Source organism: Frankia sp. CcI49 (genome assembly GCF_001983215.1).
Classification (GTDB): Bacteria; Actinomycetota; Actinomycetes; order Frankiales; family Frankiaceae; genus Parafrankia; species Parafrankia irregularis.
Genome location: NZ_MOWP01000009.1, coordinates 260,718 through 276,940, shown reverse-complemented (window position 1 = coordinate 276,940; position 16,223 = coordinate 260,718). Strand labels below are relative to the sequence as shown.

At 66.5% G+C, this 16,223-nt stretch carries 14 protein-coding genes; 6 read left to right on the top strand and 8 right to left on the bottom strand.

The window, feature by feature from the left end; translation table 11 throughout:
- Nucleotides 1-126: 126 nt before the first annotated feature.
- Both CcI49_RS10055 and CcI49_RS10050 read left to right on the top strand, forming a co-directional pair.
- Nucleotides 127-474, top strand: a complete 348-nt coding sequence (locus CcI49_RS10055) for a metallopeptidase family protein (RefSeq protein ID WP_054570873.1) — start codon at nt 127-129, stop codon at nt 472-474.
- A gap of 269 nt (nt 475-743) precedes the next feature.
- The gene (locus CcI49_RS10050) at nt 744-1,328 is read left to right on the top strand and encodes a hypothetical protein (protein WP_054570872.1); all 585 of its coding nucleotides are present in this window, start codon (nt 744-746) and stop codon (nt 1,326-1,328) included.
- Between the two features lie 145 nt (nt 1,329-1,473).
- On the opposite strand, the gene CcI49_RS10045 is transcribed toward CcI49_RS10050, so the two are convergent.
- The 5 genes from CcI49_RS10045 to CcI49_RS10025 all read right to left on the bottom strand — a co-directional run bounded on the left by CcI49_RS10045 (nt 1,474) and on the right by CcI49_RS10025 (nt 7,226).
- A complete protein-coding gene (locus CcI49_RS10045) occupies nt 1,474-2,550 on the bottom strand; it encodes an SCO2521 family protein (RefSeq protein WP_076825862.1) in 1,077 nt (358 codons plus the stop codon).
- Nucleotides 2,550-3,551 (bottom strand): SCO2522 family protein, encoded by a 1,002-nt coding sequence (locus CcI49_RS10040; RefSeq protein WP_076825860.1) that lies wholly within the window; start codon nt 3,549-3,551, stop codon nt 2,550-2,552. Before CcI49_RS10040 ends, CcI49_RS10045 begins: the two co-directional genes overlap by 1 nt.
- Before the next feature lie 5 nt (nt 3,552-3,556).
- Complete coding sequence (locus tag CcI49_RS10035) at nt 3,557-4,477, bottom strand: SCO2523 family variant P-loop protein (RefSeq protein ID WP_076825974.1); 921 nt, start codon at nt 4,475-4,477, stop codon at nt 3,557-3,559.
- A gap of 13 nt (nt 4,478-4,490) precedes the next feature.
- Entirely contained in the window at nt 4,491-6,338 is a 1,848-nt protein-coding gene (locus CcI49_RS10030) for an SCO2524 family protein (RefSeq protein ID WP_076825857.1), read from the bottom strand.
- A 120-nt stretch (nt 6,339-6,458) separates the two neighbouring features.
- Nucleotides 6,459-7,226 (bottom strand): SCO2525 family SAM-dependent methyltransferase, encoded by a 768-nt coding sequence (locus tag CcI49_RS10025; protein ID WP_076825854.1) that lies wholly within the window; start codon nt 7,224-7,226, stop codon nt 6,459-6,461.
- 992 nt (nt 7,227-8,218) lie between these two features.
- On the opposite strand from CcI49_RS10025, the gene CcI49_RS10020 reads away from it, so the two are divergent.
- Nucleotides 8,219-9,145, top strand: a complete 927-nt coding sequence (locus tag CcI49_RS10020) for a hypothetical protein (protein WP_131831050.1) — start codon at nt 8,219-8,221, stop codon at nt 9,143-9,145.
- Nucleotides 9,146-9,314: 169 nt separating this feature from the next.
- On the opposite strand, the gene CcI49_RS10015 is transcribed toward CcI49_RS10020, so the two are convergent.
- From CcI49_RS10015 to CcI49_RS10005, 3 genes are all read right to left on the bottom strand, one after another.
- Nucleotides 9,315-9,878, bottom strand: a complete 564-nt coding sequence (locus tag CcI49_RS10015) for a GNAT family N-acetyltransferase (protein WP_241839980.1) — start codon at nt 9,876-9,878, stop codon at nt 9,315-9,317.
- 391 nt (nt 9,879-10,269) lie between these two features.
- Nucleotides 10,270-10,575: a GlsB/YeaQ/YmgE family stress response membrane protein gene (locus tag CcI49_RS10010; protein ID WP_054570865.1), complete on the bottom strand. Its 306-nt coding sequence runs from the start codon at nt 10,573-10,575 to the stop codon at nt 10,270-10,272.
- 164 nt (nt 10,576-10,739) lie between these two features.
- Nucleotides 10,740-11,150 (bottom strand): hypothetical protein, encoded by a 411-nt coding sequence (locus CcI49_RS10005; protein WP_198955488.1) that lies wholly within the window; start codon nt 11,148-11,150, stop codon nt 10,740-10,742.
- A gap of 547 nt (nt 11,151-11,697) precedes the next feature.
- Here CcI49_RS10005 and CcI49_RS10000 point away from each other — a divergent pair.
- From CcI49_RS10000 to CcI49_RS09990, 3 genes are all read left to right on the top strand, one after another.
- Nucleotides 11,698-13,152: an amidase gene (locus CcI49_RS10000; protein WP_054570863.1), complete on the top strand. Its 1,455-nt coding sequence runs from the start codon at nt 11,698-11,700 to the stop codon at nt 13,150-13,152.
- 108 nt (nt 13,153-13,260) lie between these two features.
- Nucleotides 13,261-14,424: a PP2C family protein-serine/threonine phosphatase gene (locus CcI49_RS09995; protein WP_076825850.1), complete on the top strand. Its 1,164-nt coding sequence runs from the start codon at nt 13,261-13,263 to the stop codon at nt 14,422-14,424.
- A 107-nt stretch (nt 14,425-14,531) separates the two neighbouring features.
- A complete protein-coding gene (locus CcI49_RS09990; protein WP_076825848.1) occupies nt 14,532-15,923 on the top strand; it encodes a glutamate decarboxylase in 1,392 nt (463 codons plus the stop codon).
- Nucleotides 15,924-16,223 lie beyond the last annotated feature (300 nt).

The following is a 16,223-nucleotide window of genomic DNA, read 5'->3' as shown; positions in this document are numbered from 1 at the left end:
CTTAACTTGAGAATAACCAGCGGGATCAGTCAGGGCAACCCCGGCAGTCGCACCCGGCCCTGTCCAGCGGGCGACACCGAGCCGGCAGGGGCGACCAGAATCGGAGGCGGGCAGCAGGATGGCCCCATGGTCACCATCAGCCCCGAACGGTTCGAGGCCCTGGTCGTCGCCGCGCTCGACAGCCTGCCCCCCGAGCTGGGACGGCAGATGCGCAACGTGGCCGTCCTCGTCGAGGACGAGTCCCCGGAGGGCCCAGGCCTGCTCGGCCGGTACGAGGGCGTGCCGTTGACCGAGCGCGGTGACTGGTACAGCGGCGTTCTCCCGGACCGGATCACCATCTATCGGATGCCGATCTGCGCCATGAGCGACTCGGAGGACGAGGTCGTACGCGAGGTCCGGATCACGGTCGTCCACGAGATCGCGCACCATTTCGGCATCGACGACGCCCGCCTGCACGAGCTCGGCTGGGGCTGACCCCGCATCGGGCCGAACGACCGCGCATTCGGCTTCGCGACGGGCCTCGCACCCGGCCTCCCGACCAGCGCCGCGGCCAGCCCAGCAGTGTGCGCCGCGCGACCGGCCACGACATGGCGAATCTCACCGGCGCGCAGAGAGCCTGCACCCCCGCCAGCACCGAGGCCGGCTTCCCGGTGTGGCCGGGTACACGAGATTCCCCATCCAACAGGCGCCCATGACGCAACACTGAGCCCACGTATCCGGGCGTTGGCAGGCAGGATCGGCATGTGCGGACACGTCGGGCAACGGAGGACGACTGGCCGGCGATCTGGCCGGTCTGGCACGCCGTTGTCGCCGAAGGTGAGACGTGCACCTGGGATCCCGGCACCGACGAGGCCCGCGCACGCAGGCTGTGGATGTTGCCCGAGCCCGCACGGGTTCTGGTGATGGAGGTCGACGACGGCCCAGCCTCGACCCGGGTGGTCGCCACCGCACTGCTCGTTCCCGCCCAGCCGGATCTCGGCAGCCACGTGGTGCTGGCTCAGCTACTGATCGATCCGACCCTGGTGAACCTCGGCGGCGGGGCGTTCGGCCCCGGCGGCTACGGCCCAGCAGCCGCGCGGGCAGCTGCCGCACGGGCGGTCGGGCGCGCCGCCGGCGAAGGGATGATCGACTATGCGGTCGACCTCGGCTACCGAGCGATGCAGGTAAACGCGGTCGTCGCGGCCAACACCCAGCTGGTCGCCCTGTGGCGCTCGTTGTCCTTCCGCATGGTCGGCACCCTGCCAGCGGCCTTCGACCATCCCTGGCAGGGCGAGGTCGACCTGTACGTGATGCACCGTTTCCTGCCGCTGCCGCGGCAGGCACCATGATCCGGAACGCGCGAGGCCCCCGCCGACACCTCATTGGGGCCCGCTCACGGCCTCCCGATTACCGGTCCCCGGTCGGTGCGATGTGCCGGCACCGAGACCCGGGCAGTTCCGGAAGCGAAGATCTCAACCTGGCGGACAGCGCCTTCTATGCCTCGCGGTAGAACTCATCGACCGGGTCCTGAAAAGCCTCGGCTCCACGGGACGACCCCGATTTCTCGAGAATTGCCAGCAGCAGCTGGCTCTGGATCTGACCACGAAGACTCATCCACTGGCGGGAGAATCCAGGACGTCGTTCCAGCGCCGACCACACTGCCGCTAGGTCCCCCGCGACACCTGCGCCTGGCATCCACAGATGCAGCAGGTTATCGATCGCGGGACGAATACGAGCGATGACCTCCGCAGCCGGATCGACGCCGATCCGGCTGTTCTCGACCAGGACCGCGATCGTCGACAGCAGCCAGTCATGGAGGGCGAGGTCCTCGCACGCGGCCGTCACCTCCGCCGGATCACAGGCCGACGCCACCAATCGCATCCGCAACGTCCGCAACGTTTCGTCATGGATGACGAGTTCGACGTCTCGGACTGGGTTGATGGCTGGCTCATGCGTGTCGGGTGGCATCCAGGTAACCGCGAACCGAAATTTGGTCCGGCGTGCCCGCAGCATGGTCACACGGTCTATGTATGGCATACGTTGCACGCGATCGATCAGTCGATTACCCATCGCGCCCATATCAAGGGGCGCTGGAGACCGGCCGGGCACCGAGTTCTGGACTGTGGGCTGAAGGAAACCCGTGGCCAGGTCGTCACCGGTACAGCGGCCGTCAACCTCGATGAATCCCGGGTGAGCTATGTAGTGCGACCACGGTAATCTGCGGTCTCCGGCCGCACGCACCACACGTGCCCGGGCAGATGCCTGCAACACTATTCCGCCGGTGATGGAAGCTCGGGTAAGCACCACACCGGCCCCGTCTGCCGAGGTACCCGTACCGGTGGCAAGCGGGCAGTGCACGCCGATCCGTTCGTCCGGGGAGATCGCGTGCGCGAACGGCCTGGTCGCGACACGGACCCGGCTACTCGGGTCAAGGTCCAGCAGCCGGGAGACCACGTCGGCACTGGCCTGGTGCGAGTTCTGCAGCAGGGTGGTGCGAACCTCTCCGACCAGGAGATTTGGTGGATCGGCCGACCTCCTCGGTGACCGCCCCGGCGCCTTCGATGTCGGCATCAACGACTCAGGAAAAGGTAGGAGACCCGATCAGCCGGCTCGACTGGCAACGTTATTCCCTCACCCTCCGCGCGACGAACCGGAGAATTCAGCGCGATCCCGTCGACACCGATCTGGCCCAGTATCACGCGAACCGCGTGTTCGACCGGAAGATAGGCGGTGTCCAAAATAGAAAATGTTCGATAAGCACTGAAGGCTGAAGCCCCGGTCGTCACGCGGGCGATGTCCGGGAATCCAGCCCAGCTCTCCGGAAGCTCATTGAGGTCGAGGGCCACGGGACGTACCACGGTCTCGCCCCGTGCCCGCAGCAGGCCCAGTCGCAGCAGCTGCCACACCGCGGCCAGAAAGGCGCACGACCATCTCGTCCTGTCCCGCTCACGCTGGTCCCAGAGTTCGACGTCAACGAAGACGGAGTGAGCACGAAGTCCATTTTCGGCCGGTGGTTCCCACGTTTTCGGCCCTTGCATCGCGGCTACTCCCGCACCAGCTGGTGATCGAGCTCCGTTACACAGCCAGCCGCTCTCGTGCACCGGAGGCCGCGACCCGTTCACACCGTACGCCGGGTCGGGAATAATCGCCTTTTCGACCATCGGTGCCAGCGGCGCCTGCCCCTCGTCCGCACACGCAGACTCCCGCCCGATGTAGTCGATCACCACACCGTTGGCCTCCGCCACGGCCAGTACCATCGGTATCACCACGCTCGGAGGCGGCATCTCCTGGCGCTGCGAGTAGTCATCCACCAACAGGCACGTGCTGACCCGAGCGCTGCCCTTGGCCCTGCCGCTGAGGGCAGCCAGTTGCGTCGGCTGCGCCCACATCGCAATCCGGCGAAACTGACGCTCCAGCTCCACGCCGCCGTTCCCGAAGTCCTCCGGGTAGAAGTGGCCGAGCTCCACCGAGAGATGAGAGAGAGGCACTTCGGAGATGCGCTCGACCGCGTGCTCCTCGCGGAACACCGCACGGGCCGAGGGCACCCCGAAATCCCCGGAGGTCCGTTCCATGGCCGTCAGATCCCTTCCCACTGCACGGGGTCGGTCAACCTCAGGGCGAGCTGCTCGAACGCATACCCGGTCTCCTCGTTGGCAATCCTTGTCGTCGAGATGTCCTCTTCAACGATAATCTGCTCACGCCATTGCAGGACAGGGTCCAGAGGAATCGAACCGAGCATCAGCGAGCTACCCAGGCGCATTTTACCGGCAAGCCTCTGCAGATCCAGGTTGTATGACTGCAGCCAAACCGATTGCTCCGGGCGCAGGCCACCGAGCTGGGGCGAGTCGGGCTCGAGAACAGCGGTACGCACGAAGCGAACGGCGTCTTCCAGTTGCCGCCGCCCGTGCCCACAGCCCTCACCCGTCTCAAGAATACCCTGCGGACCGTAGACGAGTCCCGCGGCCGCGACAATATGCTGCCGGGTCCAGCGGTGAAAGACCAGCCAGCGGACGATCTTCTCTGCGATCACTGGATCAGCGGTCGTGCGCAGGACCAGTTCGGTCGCATACGACCTGCCCGCGCTCAGATCAACGATGATGAGTTCGAATTCCTCATCAAGGCGGAGGAACAGATCCCCGCAGCGACGGATCATCTCGTCGGCGATCGGGAACTCCCCGCCGCCGACATCACCCGGTAGCAGTGTCAGGCGGCCGGCACCGAGCGGCTTGGACCATCTCCCGCCGAGCGTCGACTGAGCCCAGACATCGACCTGTTCCGGCTCGTCCACCCGCTCAGAAAGGAAACTGTGCAGCCCCCTGGCGCTCGACGTGCCCTGACCCGCTGCCTCGACTCCGAAGATCGCACCCGCTGTCGGCGAGCCGAAGTCAAAATCGAGATAGCACACATTGGTGCCCTGCAGGGCCCGGCGGTAGGCAACATTGCAGCTCGTCACGGAGCGGCCGGTGCCGCCCYTGTCCGACGTCGCGAAGATTATCACCGTCGTCGGCCGGTCACGCGCGCCGAGCCAGCGCGAGCGCATCAAGATCACGCAGCGCCTTCTGAAGAATCGCAAGCGACGTCGCAGGCTGCTGCTCACGCAACAGGCGGGCGCGCTTGAGATTCGCGCCGATCCCGTACAGGTGGGTGCGAGCCGGTTGGGTAGAGGTAGGGGACTGTCTCAGAAGCTCACTGGAATGCAGATGTTCAGCTTCAACCAGCATGTCCAGTGCCAGGTCTGCCAGCCTGCTGCTGTAGGGCCGATTAACAGTCAGTGCCGCGACAGCGACCAGGGATTCCATCACCCGTTCCGTGAAATACCAGGACGGTTCCCGTTCGTATTCGTCCGCTGGCGCCTTGAACATGAGGCCGAGGTCGTCCCAGAGGCCCYGTCCCGGTCCTTCGGCGAGCTGACGACGCTGAACGTGCCGCGACCAGATCTCATCGGCCAGTCTGAGCAGCCTGTCCCTCAGCGAGCTGTCGCGGGTGATGGACGCCGTACGCGCGACGCGCTTGAGCAGGGCCGTCGAGAAGTCTGTCACCGCCCAGGCGGCGGCCGGTCCTACCTCCTCCGCACCGACGAGTTCGAGCCGCATGCCCGGCACGTGCAGCGCGATCGCCGAATCCTGTGGTTGCGCGCGTCGTGTGACCCGGCCTCGAATCGCCAGCTCCTCGAGGACGGAGGTGACTCTGGCAACGTCGACATCTCGTGTGCGTTCGGCGGCCAGCGCCTCGATGCTGAGCGACGCGGCCAGCAGAGTGTCGTAGTCCGTCTCCGGGCCTTCGGTCTCAGGTCGTCGACCCCGCCACGGAACCTCCTCGACGGCCCACCGGCTGTCACCAAAACGGGTCACCGTACCCCAGTAGAGCTGGGCCAGGTTCTGCCGCAACGCCAGCGCCCCGACCAGGCCCTCCTGCTCAGGGGTGATGAGAGCCAGCCGGCGTGTCCGCTCCGAATACAGGTCGGCGATGCCATCGAGCGCCACGAGGGTGAAGTAGAGCGATGGCTTCGCCTCGGCGAGGCCCTTGGCCTGCGCCACCGCCTTCGGCCCCCAGGTCGGATCGATMGGCGGGGCGTTGCGGACGGTGCCCCAGGACCARCCGCATTCGAAGAGCAGGCTGTCGTCCTCCACCACGTCACTGGAGGAGATGTCGACGCCGAGCTTCAGCTCCCGCAGCGCGGTACGTGCTGGAACGAGAGCGTCCAGCAGCTCGTCAAGAACGCGCTCCTGCGATCGGTCGCTGGTATTGACCAGGTCACGAAGCGCCCGCCCGTCTTCGGAATCGGCGGAGAACGCCCGCACCGTGAAGCTTCGGAGAACTCCCACCATTGCGGCCGTCAGCCGATGCGAGGCGGCTTCCTCCAGTTGCAGCAATTCATCGAGCAGCGCCGGCCGGCGTACCGTCGGCCGGAACTCCTTGACGAATCCGAGGATGGCCAGGGAAAGCGTGATGGACATCGAGAAGGCGTCAACGAGCTCGAGTTCCTGCTGCTCGGCGGTCACGGTGTCACCGGCCCGCAGGGCCTGCAGATAGGTGCCCCCCGTGAAGATCGGGGCGCCATCCTCGTCCGAATATGTAGCCAGATAATCCGCGAGCGCCCGGGTCAGGACCTGAGGAATCTGACGCGCGTCGCCGATCTTCGCCAGTGCCTCGGTGACGTCCTTGGCCGTTTCGTCCGGCCTGACGAAACCCATGCCAGCCATCTGGTAGGCCGGATACACGAGACAGAGCAGCTGTTCTGCATCGCTGATGGAATTCGACTCCACGCGGCCACGGAACTGCCAATCACCGTTCGCGTACGCATACCCGCTGGTCGCCTGCCACATCTCCAGCAGTAACTGCCGAGGCCGGATTTCCAATTTTCCCCCTTTTTCTGAAGTCGCACCACATATTTATTGACATTGTAAGTCGAACCGGATCCCGATCTCGCAACTCCGAGTCGACCCGGGAGCCACGAAAGCAGGTGACCGGGAATTTCTCTATACTTCTACTGAGATTCTCGAGTTGACCGGCCTAGCTCTCGTTCTCCCGCGCACCAGTATCATCGCCTCATATCCCTCCCGAAGAAGCTCCGCTCCGAAAATGCGATCCACATCAAGGTCGGAGACCACCCCGTCAAGGATTTTCGAAATTTCTTCCATTCCTATCGAGACCGCTGGGAAGGAGATATCACCAACGCGATATCCATGAGACTTCTCCATGAAGGCCATTGCGAACGGAGCGCGCGGAACAAGCGCATTCAAAAAGCACTCCAGCGCCTGCGCGAAATCTTCTCGAAATCCGGATATCGAACAGGCCACGAAGAACATGGTGCCTAGATCCCACCGATTCTGGTCCAGCTCGAACACACTGCCCTGCCGGACGGTGGCCCGCGTGGCGAGTACGCGCCGAGGATCATCGACCGCGGCATAAGCGGGATCCCGCCTGAGTACTTCCCAGAAAGAATCCCAGGTTGTTCCGTACGATTTGATCTCTTCGCGCAGCCACGCGACGTTGCTCGCCGAGTACTCCATCATGGTGATCTCGTTGCACCATGGGAGCAGCGTCAGCGCGGGGTAGAGATTGCTGCCGCTGCCGACGTCGAGGCCACTCAGTGGGCGGTTCACCGCCGCTTCCGCGGCAAAGACCGCGAAGAAGTCACGCACAGCCTCGATGATCTGCCGATCATCGTCTCGCAATGCGGCGTAGTTCGTCCGGTGATACTCACTGGGGTCGAAGCTGTCCCACTCCCCCGCAGAGTTCCCCATCGGCGGCACTCTGGGCTCTCTGGACTCTATGTGCACATCGACTCCCACGGAATGCGCGCCTCACTGCTTCGATCCGAGCTACGGGTGGGCTGGGCCACGGCCAACGAGGTCGGTGATCCAAGTATGAACTGTGATGGCCAAAAACACGTCAACTTAGCCGGCTGGCGCGGGTAGCGAGCCGATCCGAGCGTCGAGTTCGAGGCGACACACCGACCGGTCGAGCCGTTGGCAGGGCGCAGACACCGACAAGATGCGCGTGTCGCGGCCACTGCGCCCCATGTCATCCAGATTCCGGCGCCATGGCGCTCCCTCACTCCCGCCTCGCCGCCGCGCGCGGACGACGGGCGGACTCGCAGACCCGCACGACAAGTTCGCAATCCCACCCTGTATCCAACGCCAAAGAACGCCTTAACAGTCGGACAGCTGTCGTGTTTTTGACGGACCAGACCTGGCGCCGTTCGAGGCACCGCTCTGTCGAAGCAACCATCGACCACTCGTTCGTGACGAAACAGACCAACTACCCCAAAGATACCAGTGTAGATCTTGACTGGCGAACAGCACTCCCTCGACCAAGAGTTCTGTCGGCCTTCTCGGCGCCGCAATCTGTTACCTAGTTGGTACTGTGTCCTCCCATCGACGAAACGTCCCTGGTCGGTCGATCTCAGCCGTCATCCTGCCCGTTACCACAACGACGTACCTCCATGACACACAACACGGTAGGTTTTCTGTGTCCGAGATTCGCGAAGTCATGACGGACGGCGGCTTCCCCTAACGGCCAGCCCACAGCCACGGTTGGTGCCCCAGCGCTGATCGGGCCTGGCCCAGAGCTTCCCCGGAGTCAGGACGAACACCGTCATCTGGCGGGCAGACCCGACCGCCGCGCTGGCCCGCCAGACGCGAGGCGATTTCCTGCCGGCGAACCAGGCGCCCCTTTGGGCACCGGTTCACCGAGTGCCCCCCGACAACAGTTCCCACGCCGTGAGAGGGGAACCATGACCGTCCATCCGCTGCTGCGTAAGATCTCGCTCTCAGTCTCGACCGGCGCAGTGCCAATAGTGGTCGGCGCGCTGTCCGACACCTMCGTCATCAACTGCGCTCTCATCGRCTTCTTCCTCGGCGGAGTCGTCCTCGTCGTTCAGTACCTCATCGATTTCGGCGAACTGCAGCAGAAGACTGCCGCCGACCTGAACGACAGGATGCGGAAGCTGGAGGAGTACGTGCACGAGCGACTGACTCGTGTGGACCGCGCAGTTCACATGATGGAGAGGGTCGACCAGCTGRCCAGGGATCTCGGCGTGCCGGATCACCCGATCATCTCCATCCTGAACGGTACGGAGAGTCTGAAGGTCCCATCACCGATCGCCGGGCGGCTTGCCGTCGAGGAGATTGACGCGCTTTTCAAACTGATGAACGAAATCAGCGGTCGAGGGGTCACGGAGTACAAGGGCGAGGACCAGAACTGGCTTTTGGCACTGACTCGAAGCACTCAAAAGCATATTCTCGCGATCAGCACCGCGACAGTCGACGGCGGATCCCGAAACTTCAGGGGCGGGTTCTGGTCCGGCCAGATCGGTCAGGCGTATCTGGCCGCGCAACATGCCGCCGTGCGGCGGCAGGTGGTCGTACGCAGAATATTCATCCTCAAGGGCAAGAACACGGTCGCTCCTCAGGAGCTCCTAGACACCTGCGCCATGCACCGGGATCGCGGCATCGAGGTTCGGATACTGAGAATGGTGCCACCCGTCATTGACGACTTCATTTTGTTTGACGACGGATTCAGCTACGAGACGTCTCCCGCAGGAAAAGGATTCAAAACGGAGCTGTGGTCGAAGCCAGATCACATCGTGAGCCGGGCGGCGCAGTTCGCGGACCTCTGGGAGAAGGCGGAGCGGTTCGAGACCAGCGAACTCCGTTCCTGAGAAGCCGTCATCGCACCTCCTCGGGGCCAGGCAGGAACGATGTGCCCAGCGGCGGTGACCGTGGATGCCGCGGGCAGTCGTGGACGGGGGCGGACGGGGGGCGGGAAGTAGCGGGAGGCCACAGCAGCGTCCCGGAAGTCTTCCCTTGTCCCTTCCCAGAGCATTCTTGCTAACTGTGACTTGAGTACTGATCTGGCATGAAACTGAGATTCAGGATATTCCTCGACTCCGYGGGTCCGTAATAATCTGCCTCATGGCGTACCTGCATGAATCCGAGCGACTGATATAGGGTCTGGGCATGCATGTTGCCGGGCTCGACCGCCAGGGAGACGGTTCGAACGCCACGTCCCTTCAGTGCAGCGAGTGTCTCCTCCGCGAGCAGGCGACCGATTCCCCGGCTGCGGCAGCTCGCCTTTACACCGAGGGCTAGATAGTGCGCGAGATCACCCTTGGCTGATGCGATGGCCGCGAGCGAATAGCCCACCAGATCTCCATCCAACTCGGCGAGAAGAAATCCCTCGCGAAAGACGTCCAGATGCTGCCGAAGCACGAAATACGGGTAAGCGATCCTGCCGAAGACGTCTCGATCGAGGATGCTGAGCTCCGGTAGGTCCTCRTCCAGAGCTCCCCTTAACCTGATCATCTCATAGTCCCCCTTCTCCAGGCTCCGTGCCGGATCCGCACCGCGTTCGCTGAGGCTGCGGCATCTCCCGGACATGAACGTCGGGCCCATGTCCGRCACAGGAGCGTTGGGTTCGCCAAACCGCACCCTTGTTTGGCGGACCAGGCCTGCCCAAAACGGGATGGCAGGTCGGGCAGGCCTGCCTCACGCCATAGAGACAGGATGCCTCACCGGACGCGCCCAGGTCGGGGAACTGGTGACTTGAGCCGGACGAACACCTGACTGTTTGCGATGAAGCGGCGGCCTTCTGGCGACCGTCTTCCGGAGTGTGGCGGCGCTCAAGCACGTCGTAGCTGGTCAGCCGCCCGAGGAGTGCGCGCTTTGCTCACCCGACAGGCGGCATGAAAAGAGGCCACCGTTCCCGAAACTTCTCGGGAACGGTGGCCGTCCGTTCGCTCCGCAGGGCGCCAGGCAGTCCGACTTGAAGGCGCCTGCTATCGGCCTATCGGCGGGCGTACCGGCGGCTGTGCGGGGCCCGGGAGATGCCACGGCCGCTGAAGGAACGCCACAGGGCGAGCACGATGATGGCTCCGATGATCGAGCCGATGACGCCCGACGGCTGCAGGGCGCCCTCACCGAGATCCTTACCGAAGAGAACATAGCCGAGAAAGCCGCCGACGAAGGAACCGACGATTCCGACGCCAATCGTACCGAGAATTCCGATCGGGTCCCGGCCCGGGAGAACCAGACGGGCAACCGCGCCGGCGACGAGACCGAGCAGGACCATGATGACGAGGAAGGTGACCATCAGCGAGCTCTCCCTTACCAGGATGTTTTTGCCTTCGAAGTTCGGCTGAGATCCTTGTTCCCGAGCGGTTCCGACACAAACGTTTTTCTCTTGAAAACTCGCGATCCGGCAGCTTTACCCGGTTTCCGCGGACGCCGGACAAAGCGGCGGGTGATCGGGCGAGGTCAGTCGCCGGAGCGGGCGGACCGTGCCGCCCCCCGGCGGTGCACGGTCCGCCGGAGGAGCAGCAGCACCGCCACACCGAAGGCCACCCCGCCGGTGGCGCGAGGACGGCGCCGCGCCTGCTCGCCCACGGTTCGAGCGGCCTTCCCGCTGGTCACGGCGGTCCGCTCGACAGCTGCCGCCGCCTGCGGATGCTGGTCGAGCTGGTCCCGCACAGTACTGAGAGCCTTGTCCTTCGCCTCGACGGTCCGTTCCGTCGCGGTCGCGACGGTCGGGTTCTGGGCAACCTTCTCCCGGACCGCACCCGCCGCCCGCTCCGCGACGTCCCGCGTCTTCTCTGTGGCCGAAACCACATGCGGGGCGAGGCCGGTGGTCATGTCGTTGAACTTCCGGCGAATGTCGGTGGCGCTCACACCGCTGTCCGTCGCGGCAGTGTCCAGGGGGCGTTCGGCCGCTTCCACGGAAGCGGCACCGCCGGTATCCGGCGCCGTGCTGGCTCCGGTATTGGCGCCCTCTTTCATCTCGCGGTCCTCCTCGATAGATCGCGCATCTCGCGCGCGGTGAGCCGATGGGGATCCGCCGGCTGCCACACGCATCTTTCCTTCCCGACTACCCATGGAATTTCGGCATAACCCACCGTTTCGCAGGACAGTGACGGGAACCCCACGCCACGGTCCGTGCACGCCGCCACCGAGTCTGACGTTCCTGCCGGACAGGACCCGAGCTGGTGGTCGCTGGCGCGACGACGATCCTCAGCTCATCCATGCCGCCCCGGCCCCGGCCACGGCCGCGGACGGCGGCGGCCGGCAGCCGGTGGGTGGCGGCCGGTGGATGGCAGGTGGCACCGCGCGCGCTGGCTCGTATGTCTCATGTCCGGCAACGGAGCGCGGCGGCGGGGCGGAGTCGTCTAGCGTTCCCTTCACGGCTCCCGCCGCGCTTGCCGCGCCAAGGAGGTGCCTGATGTCGGATACCGCTGCTGTGTGGGCTGACGATGGCCAACCCGACGGCCTCTACGGCCTGCGGGAACTCGCCGCGCAGCTCGCGGCCGGGACGATGAGCTCGCAGGAGCTCGTAGCGGCCAGCCTGGAACGCATCCAGGCGACGGCTTCCACCCTCAACTCCTTCCGGGTCCTGCGCGCGGACGAGGCGCTGCGAGAGGCCGCCCAGGCCGACCGGCGGCTCGACGCCGGCGAGCGGCTGCCGCTGCTGGGCGTTCCGATCGCCATCAAGGACGACACCGACATCGCCGGGCTTCCGACCGCGTTCGGCGCCGCCGGTGACTTCCCGCCCGCGACCGAGGACTGCGAGATGGTCCACCGGCTGCGCGCCAGTGGAGCGATCATCGTGGGGAAGACGAACACCCCCGAGTTCGGACAGTGGCCGTTCACCGAGGGGGCCGCGTTCGGCAGCACCCGCAACCCCTGGAACCTCGACTACTCGCCCGGTGGGTCCTCGGGTGGGGCGGCCGCGGCGGTCGCCGCCGGGCTGGTGCCCGCCGCGATCGGCTCCGACGGGGCCGGCTCGGTCCGCATCCCCGCCGCCTGGACCCACCTCGTCGGCATCAAGCCCCAGCGCGGACGGATCTCCAGCGCACCGGTGACCGAGCAGTTCAACGGGTTGACCACCTTCGGTCCGCTGACCCGGACCGTCGCCGACGGCGCCCTGCTGCTGGATCTGCTGGCCGGCAGCCTCCCCGTGGACCGGGACCGGACCGCCCCACCGATGGAGTCGTTCGTGCGGTCGGCCGAACGCCCGCCGCCACGGCTGCGGATCGGGCTGTCGTTGCGGATTCCGTACAGCGGGATGCCGGCCACGCTTGATCCGGCTGTCCGCTCCGCGGTGGAACGTCTCGCCGAGGTGCTCGCCCGGCTCGGGCATGAGGTGGTGCCGCTCGATCCGCCGTACGGGCTGCTCGGTCTCCTCTTCCTCCCCCGGTCGATGGATGGCATCCGGGACTGGTCCTGCCGGGTTCCGGATCCCGGCCTGCTCGACCCGAGGACGCTGACGAACGCGCGCAACGGGCGGGCGCTGCGGCCGCTGCTCGGTCTGACCAGGGTGGTCGAGGCTCCGGCCCGGGCGTACATCGGCCGTGTCTTCCGCCAGGTGGACGTCCTGCTGGCTCCGACGACCGCGGTGCCGCCACCTCGGGTCGGCGAGCTCAACCGCCCGACGAGCTGGGAGACCGATCAGGCCATCATCGCCGCGGCTCCCTACACCTGGCCGTGGAACGTCCTCGGCTGGCCGGCGATCAACGTCCCGGCGGGGCTGACCGCGGCCGGCCTTCCGGTCGGTGCGCAGCTGATGGGACCGGCCGGCGGCGAGGGCCCGCTGATCTCGCTCGCCGCGGAGCTGGAGGACGTCGAACGGTGGTACACCCGCCGGCCGGGGCGGCTGGAGACCTCGGCACCCGCCTGACGCCCCCGAGCCCGACAGCGGCGAGCCCGGGATGGCCTGCCAGCCCCTGTCACCGGCGAAAATGGAGGTCTCCGGCTGACAGACGCCGTCGGCCCGGGACAATGGCGCATGCTCACCAGCGTGGTTCACCGGGTCAGGGCCTACACCGACCCGCTCACCGCCGCTCTGCTGGTCCTCGCCGCCGGGATCGCCGTCGGTGCGGCCACGGATCTGTCCACGACCGGTTATTTCGGTATCGGCGCGCTGGTCGCGGCCGTGACCTGTCCACCCCTGGTGACGCTGGGTCTGGGCCTGTGCTGCGAGGTCGTGGCGGTGGTCTCCGGGGTGTGGGATCACCGTTTCGGCAGCGGCCAGCACATCGCGGCGTGTGTGCTGGTCGCCGCCCAGGTGGCCGTCGCGGTGTACATCTCGGCCCACCGGATCCGCCGGAGCTCCGAGCTGCAGCAGGTCCGGGCGGTCGCGGAGGTCGCTCAACGGGCCCTGCTGCCGGACGTGCCGAAGACGCTGCACGGTGCCGGCTTCGCCGCCCGGTACCTCTCCGCGGCCGCGGAGGCGTCGGTCGGTGGCGACCTCTACGAAGTCGTGGCGACGCCGCACACGATCCGCCTCATCATCGGCGACGTGCGGGGCAAGGGGCTGCCCGCCGTCCGGCTCGCGACGGTGGTGCTCGGCGCCTTCCGCGAGGCCGCGGTCACCTGGCTCGACCAGGGGCAGGTCGCGGCCGCCTGCGCACGGTCGGTGAGCCGCGAGGCGGATCCGGAGGACTTCGTGACCGCGCTGCTGGTCGACATCCATCCGGACGGCCAGCTCAGCCTGTGCTCGGCGGGTCATCATCCGCCGCTGCTCGTCGGCACCACGACCACGACCACGCTGACCTGTCCGTCCGGCCCGCCGCTCGGGCTCGGTGAGCAGTTCGCGACGACGGTCACGGACTGGGAGATCGGTGACCGGCTGCTGCTGTTCACCGACGGCCTGATCGAGGCGCGTGACGGCGACCGCGCCTTCTTCCCGCTGGACCGGCACGTCGACCTGCTCCGGGAGGTGTCGCCGAGCGCCGCCCTCGATCAGCTCACCGCCGCGCTCACCAGCCATGTCGGTGGCAACCTGCACGACGATCTGGCGCTGCTGCTGGTCGAGCGGCTGGCAACGGCCCCGCCGCAGCCCCGGAGCCGCTCGGCCGCTTCGACCGGCCAGCCCGCCTCGACCGGCCAGAGCGGCCAGAGCGGCCAGACCGGTGCCCAAGCGGACATCCCGCTGGCCGACGCCCGCTGAGGGCCCACGACTACCACCCTCCCCGCTCGGTACGTCACCTGGCGTAATCGATTGCTGGGTCGCAGACTCTTGGCGACACCGGTGACGGCGGGAGGGAGGGACGTCCGATGGCCCTGCATGGTCGGGCGAAAGGCGGGCACGGCGACCAGACCGTCGCGATACGCCCACACCTGGCGGTCCCGGACGCCGACACCACGGTTCCCCGGTTCCGGCTGCCCCGCTCGTCGATGCCGGCGGCGACCGCCTACCAGGTCGTGCGGGACGAGCTGATGCTCGACGGGAACGCCCGCCTCAACCTCGCAACCTTCGTCACCACCTGGATGGACGAGCACGCGGACCGGCTGATGGCGGAGTGCGCGGCCAAGAACATGATCGACAAGGATGAGTACCCGCAGACGGCCGAGCTGGAGGCACGCTGCGTGAACATCCTGGCCAGGCTGTGGCACGCCCCGGACGCCGCCGACACGATCGGCTGTTCGACCACGGGCTCGTCCGAAGCCTGCATGCTGGCCGGGCTCGCCATGCTGCGCCGGTGGCGTGGCGCCCGGAGCCCGCGCGACGCACCGGCCCCGAACATCGTCATGGGTGCGAACGTGCAGGTCTGTTGGGAGAAGTTCGCCCGTTACTGGGATGTCGAGCCCCGGCTGGTCCCGCTCGCGCCTGGGCGCACCCATCTGACACCGGACGAAGCGGTCGCCCGCTGCGACGAGAACACGATCGGGGTGGTGGCCGTACTGGGCTCGACCTTCGACGGGACCTACGAGCCCGTGGAGCAGATCGCCCGGGCGCTGGACCACCTGGCCGAGACCGGCGGCCCGGACGTCCCGGTGCACGTCGACGCCGCCTCCGGCGGGTTCGTCGCGCCGTTCTGCGACCCGGACCTGCACTGGGACTTCCGGCTGCGGCGGGTCGTGTCCATCAACACCTCAGGCCACAAGTACGGGCTCGTGTATCCGAGCGTCGGCTGGGTTGTGTGGCGCGACACCGAGCACCTTCCAGCCGAACTGGTGTTCGACGTCGACTATCTCGGCGGCACGATGCCGACGTTCGCCCTGAACTTCTCCCGACCAGGGTCACAGGTGGTAGCGCAGTACTACTCGATGTTGCGGCTCGGCCACGCCGGCTATCAGCTCACCGCCCGCACGTGCCGTGACAATGCGCGATGGCTTGCGGACGAGGTCGCCAAGCTGGGGCCGTTCGAGCTTGTCTCGGACGGCTCCGGGATCCCCGCGTTCGCCTTCACGACGAGGGCTGGCACGGATTTCAGCGTCTTCGACGTGTCCGAGGCGTTGCGGACCCGGGGCTGGCTGGTGCCCGCCTACCGGTTCCCCGCCGATCTGACGGACCTGGCCGTGCTGCGGATCGTGATCCGCGCGGACTTCAGCCGCGAGTTGGCGCACCTGCTGGTCGAGGACCTTCAGCGGGCGGTCGGCCGGCTGAGCGGCCAGGCCTCCCGGCCGGCGTGGTCCGCCGCGGACCAGGCTTCGTTCCATCACTAGTGCTCGTTCACGGGCGCCTAGGCCCAGCTCACAGCCATGATCCGGCCCACACCGAAGGAGGAGGGAGACACGATCAGGACAACACCCCAGACGACCACCGGACCAGCCGGGCGGCACGGAATGTTTCGCTCCGGTGAGCCCCGGACGATCGGAGGAAGTGTCGTAATCGGGACGGCGACCACGTGTCACAGCAACTGAGAAATTCTTCATAGAATGAACATGAAAACCCAAGAAAAACATGGCTGTTCGGCTGGCCGCCGGCCGGTCCGCCGCCGCGGCGCCGGGCGATTGCGCGGGTCA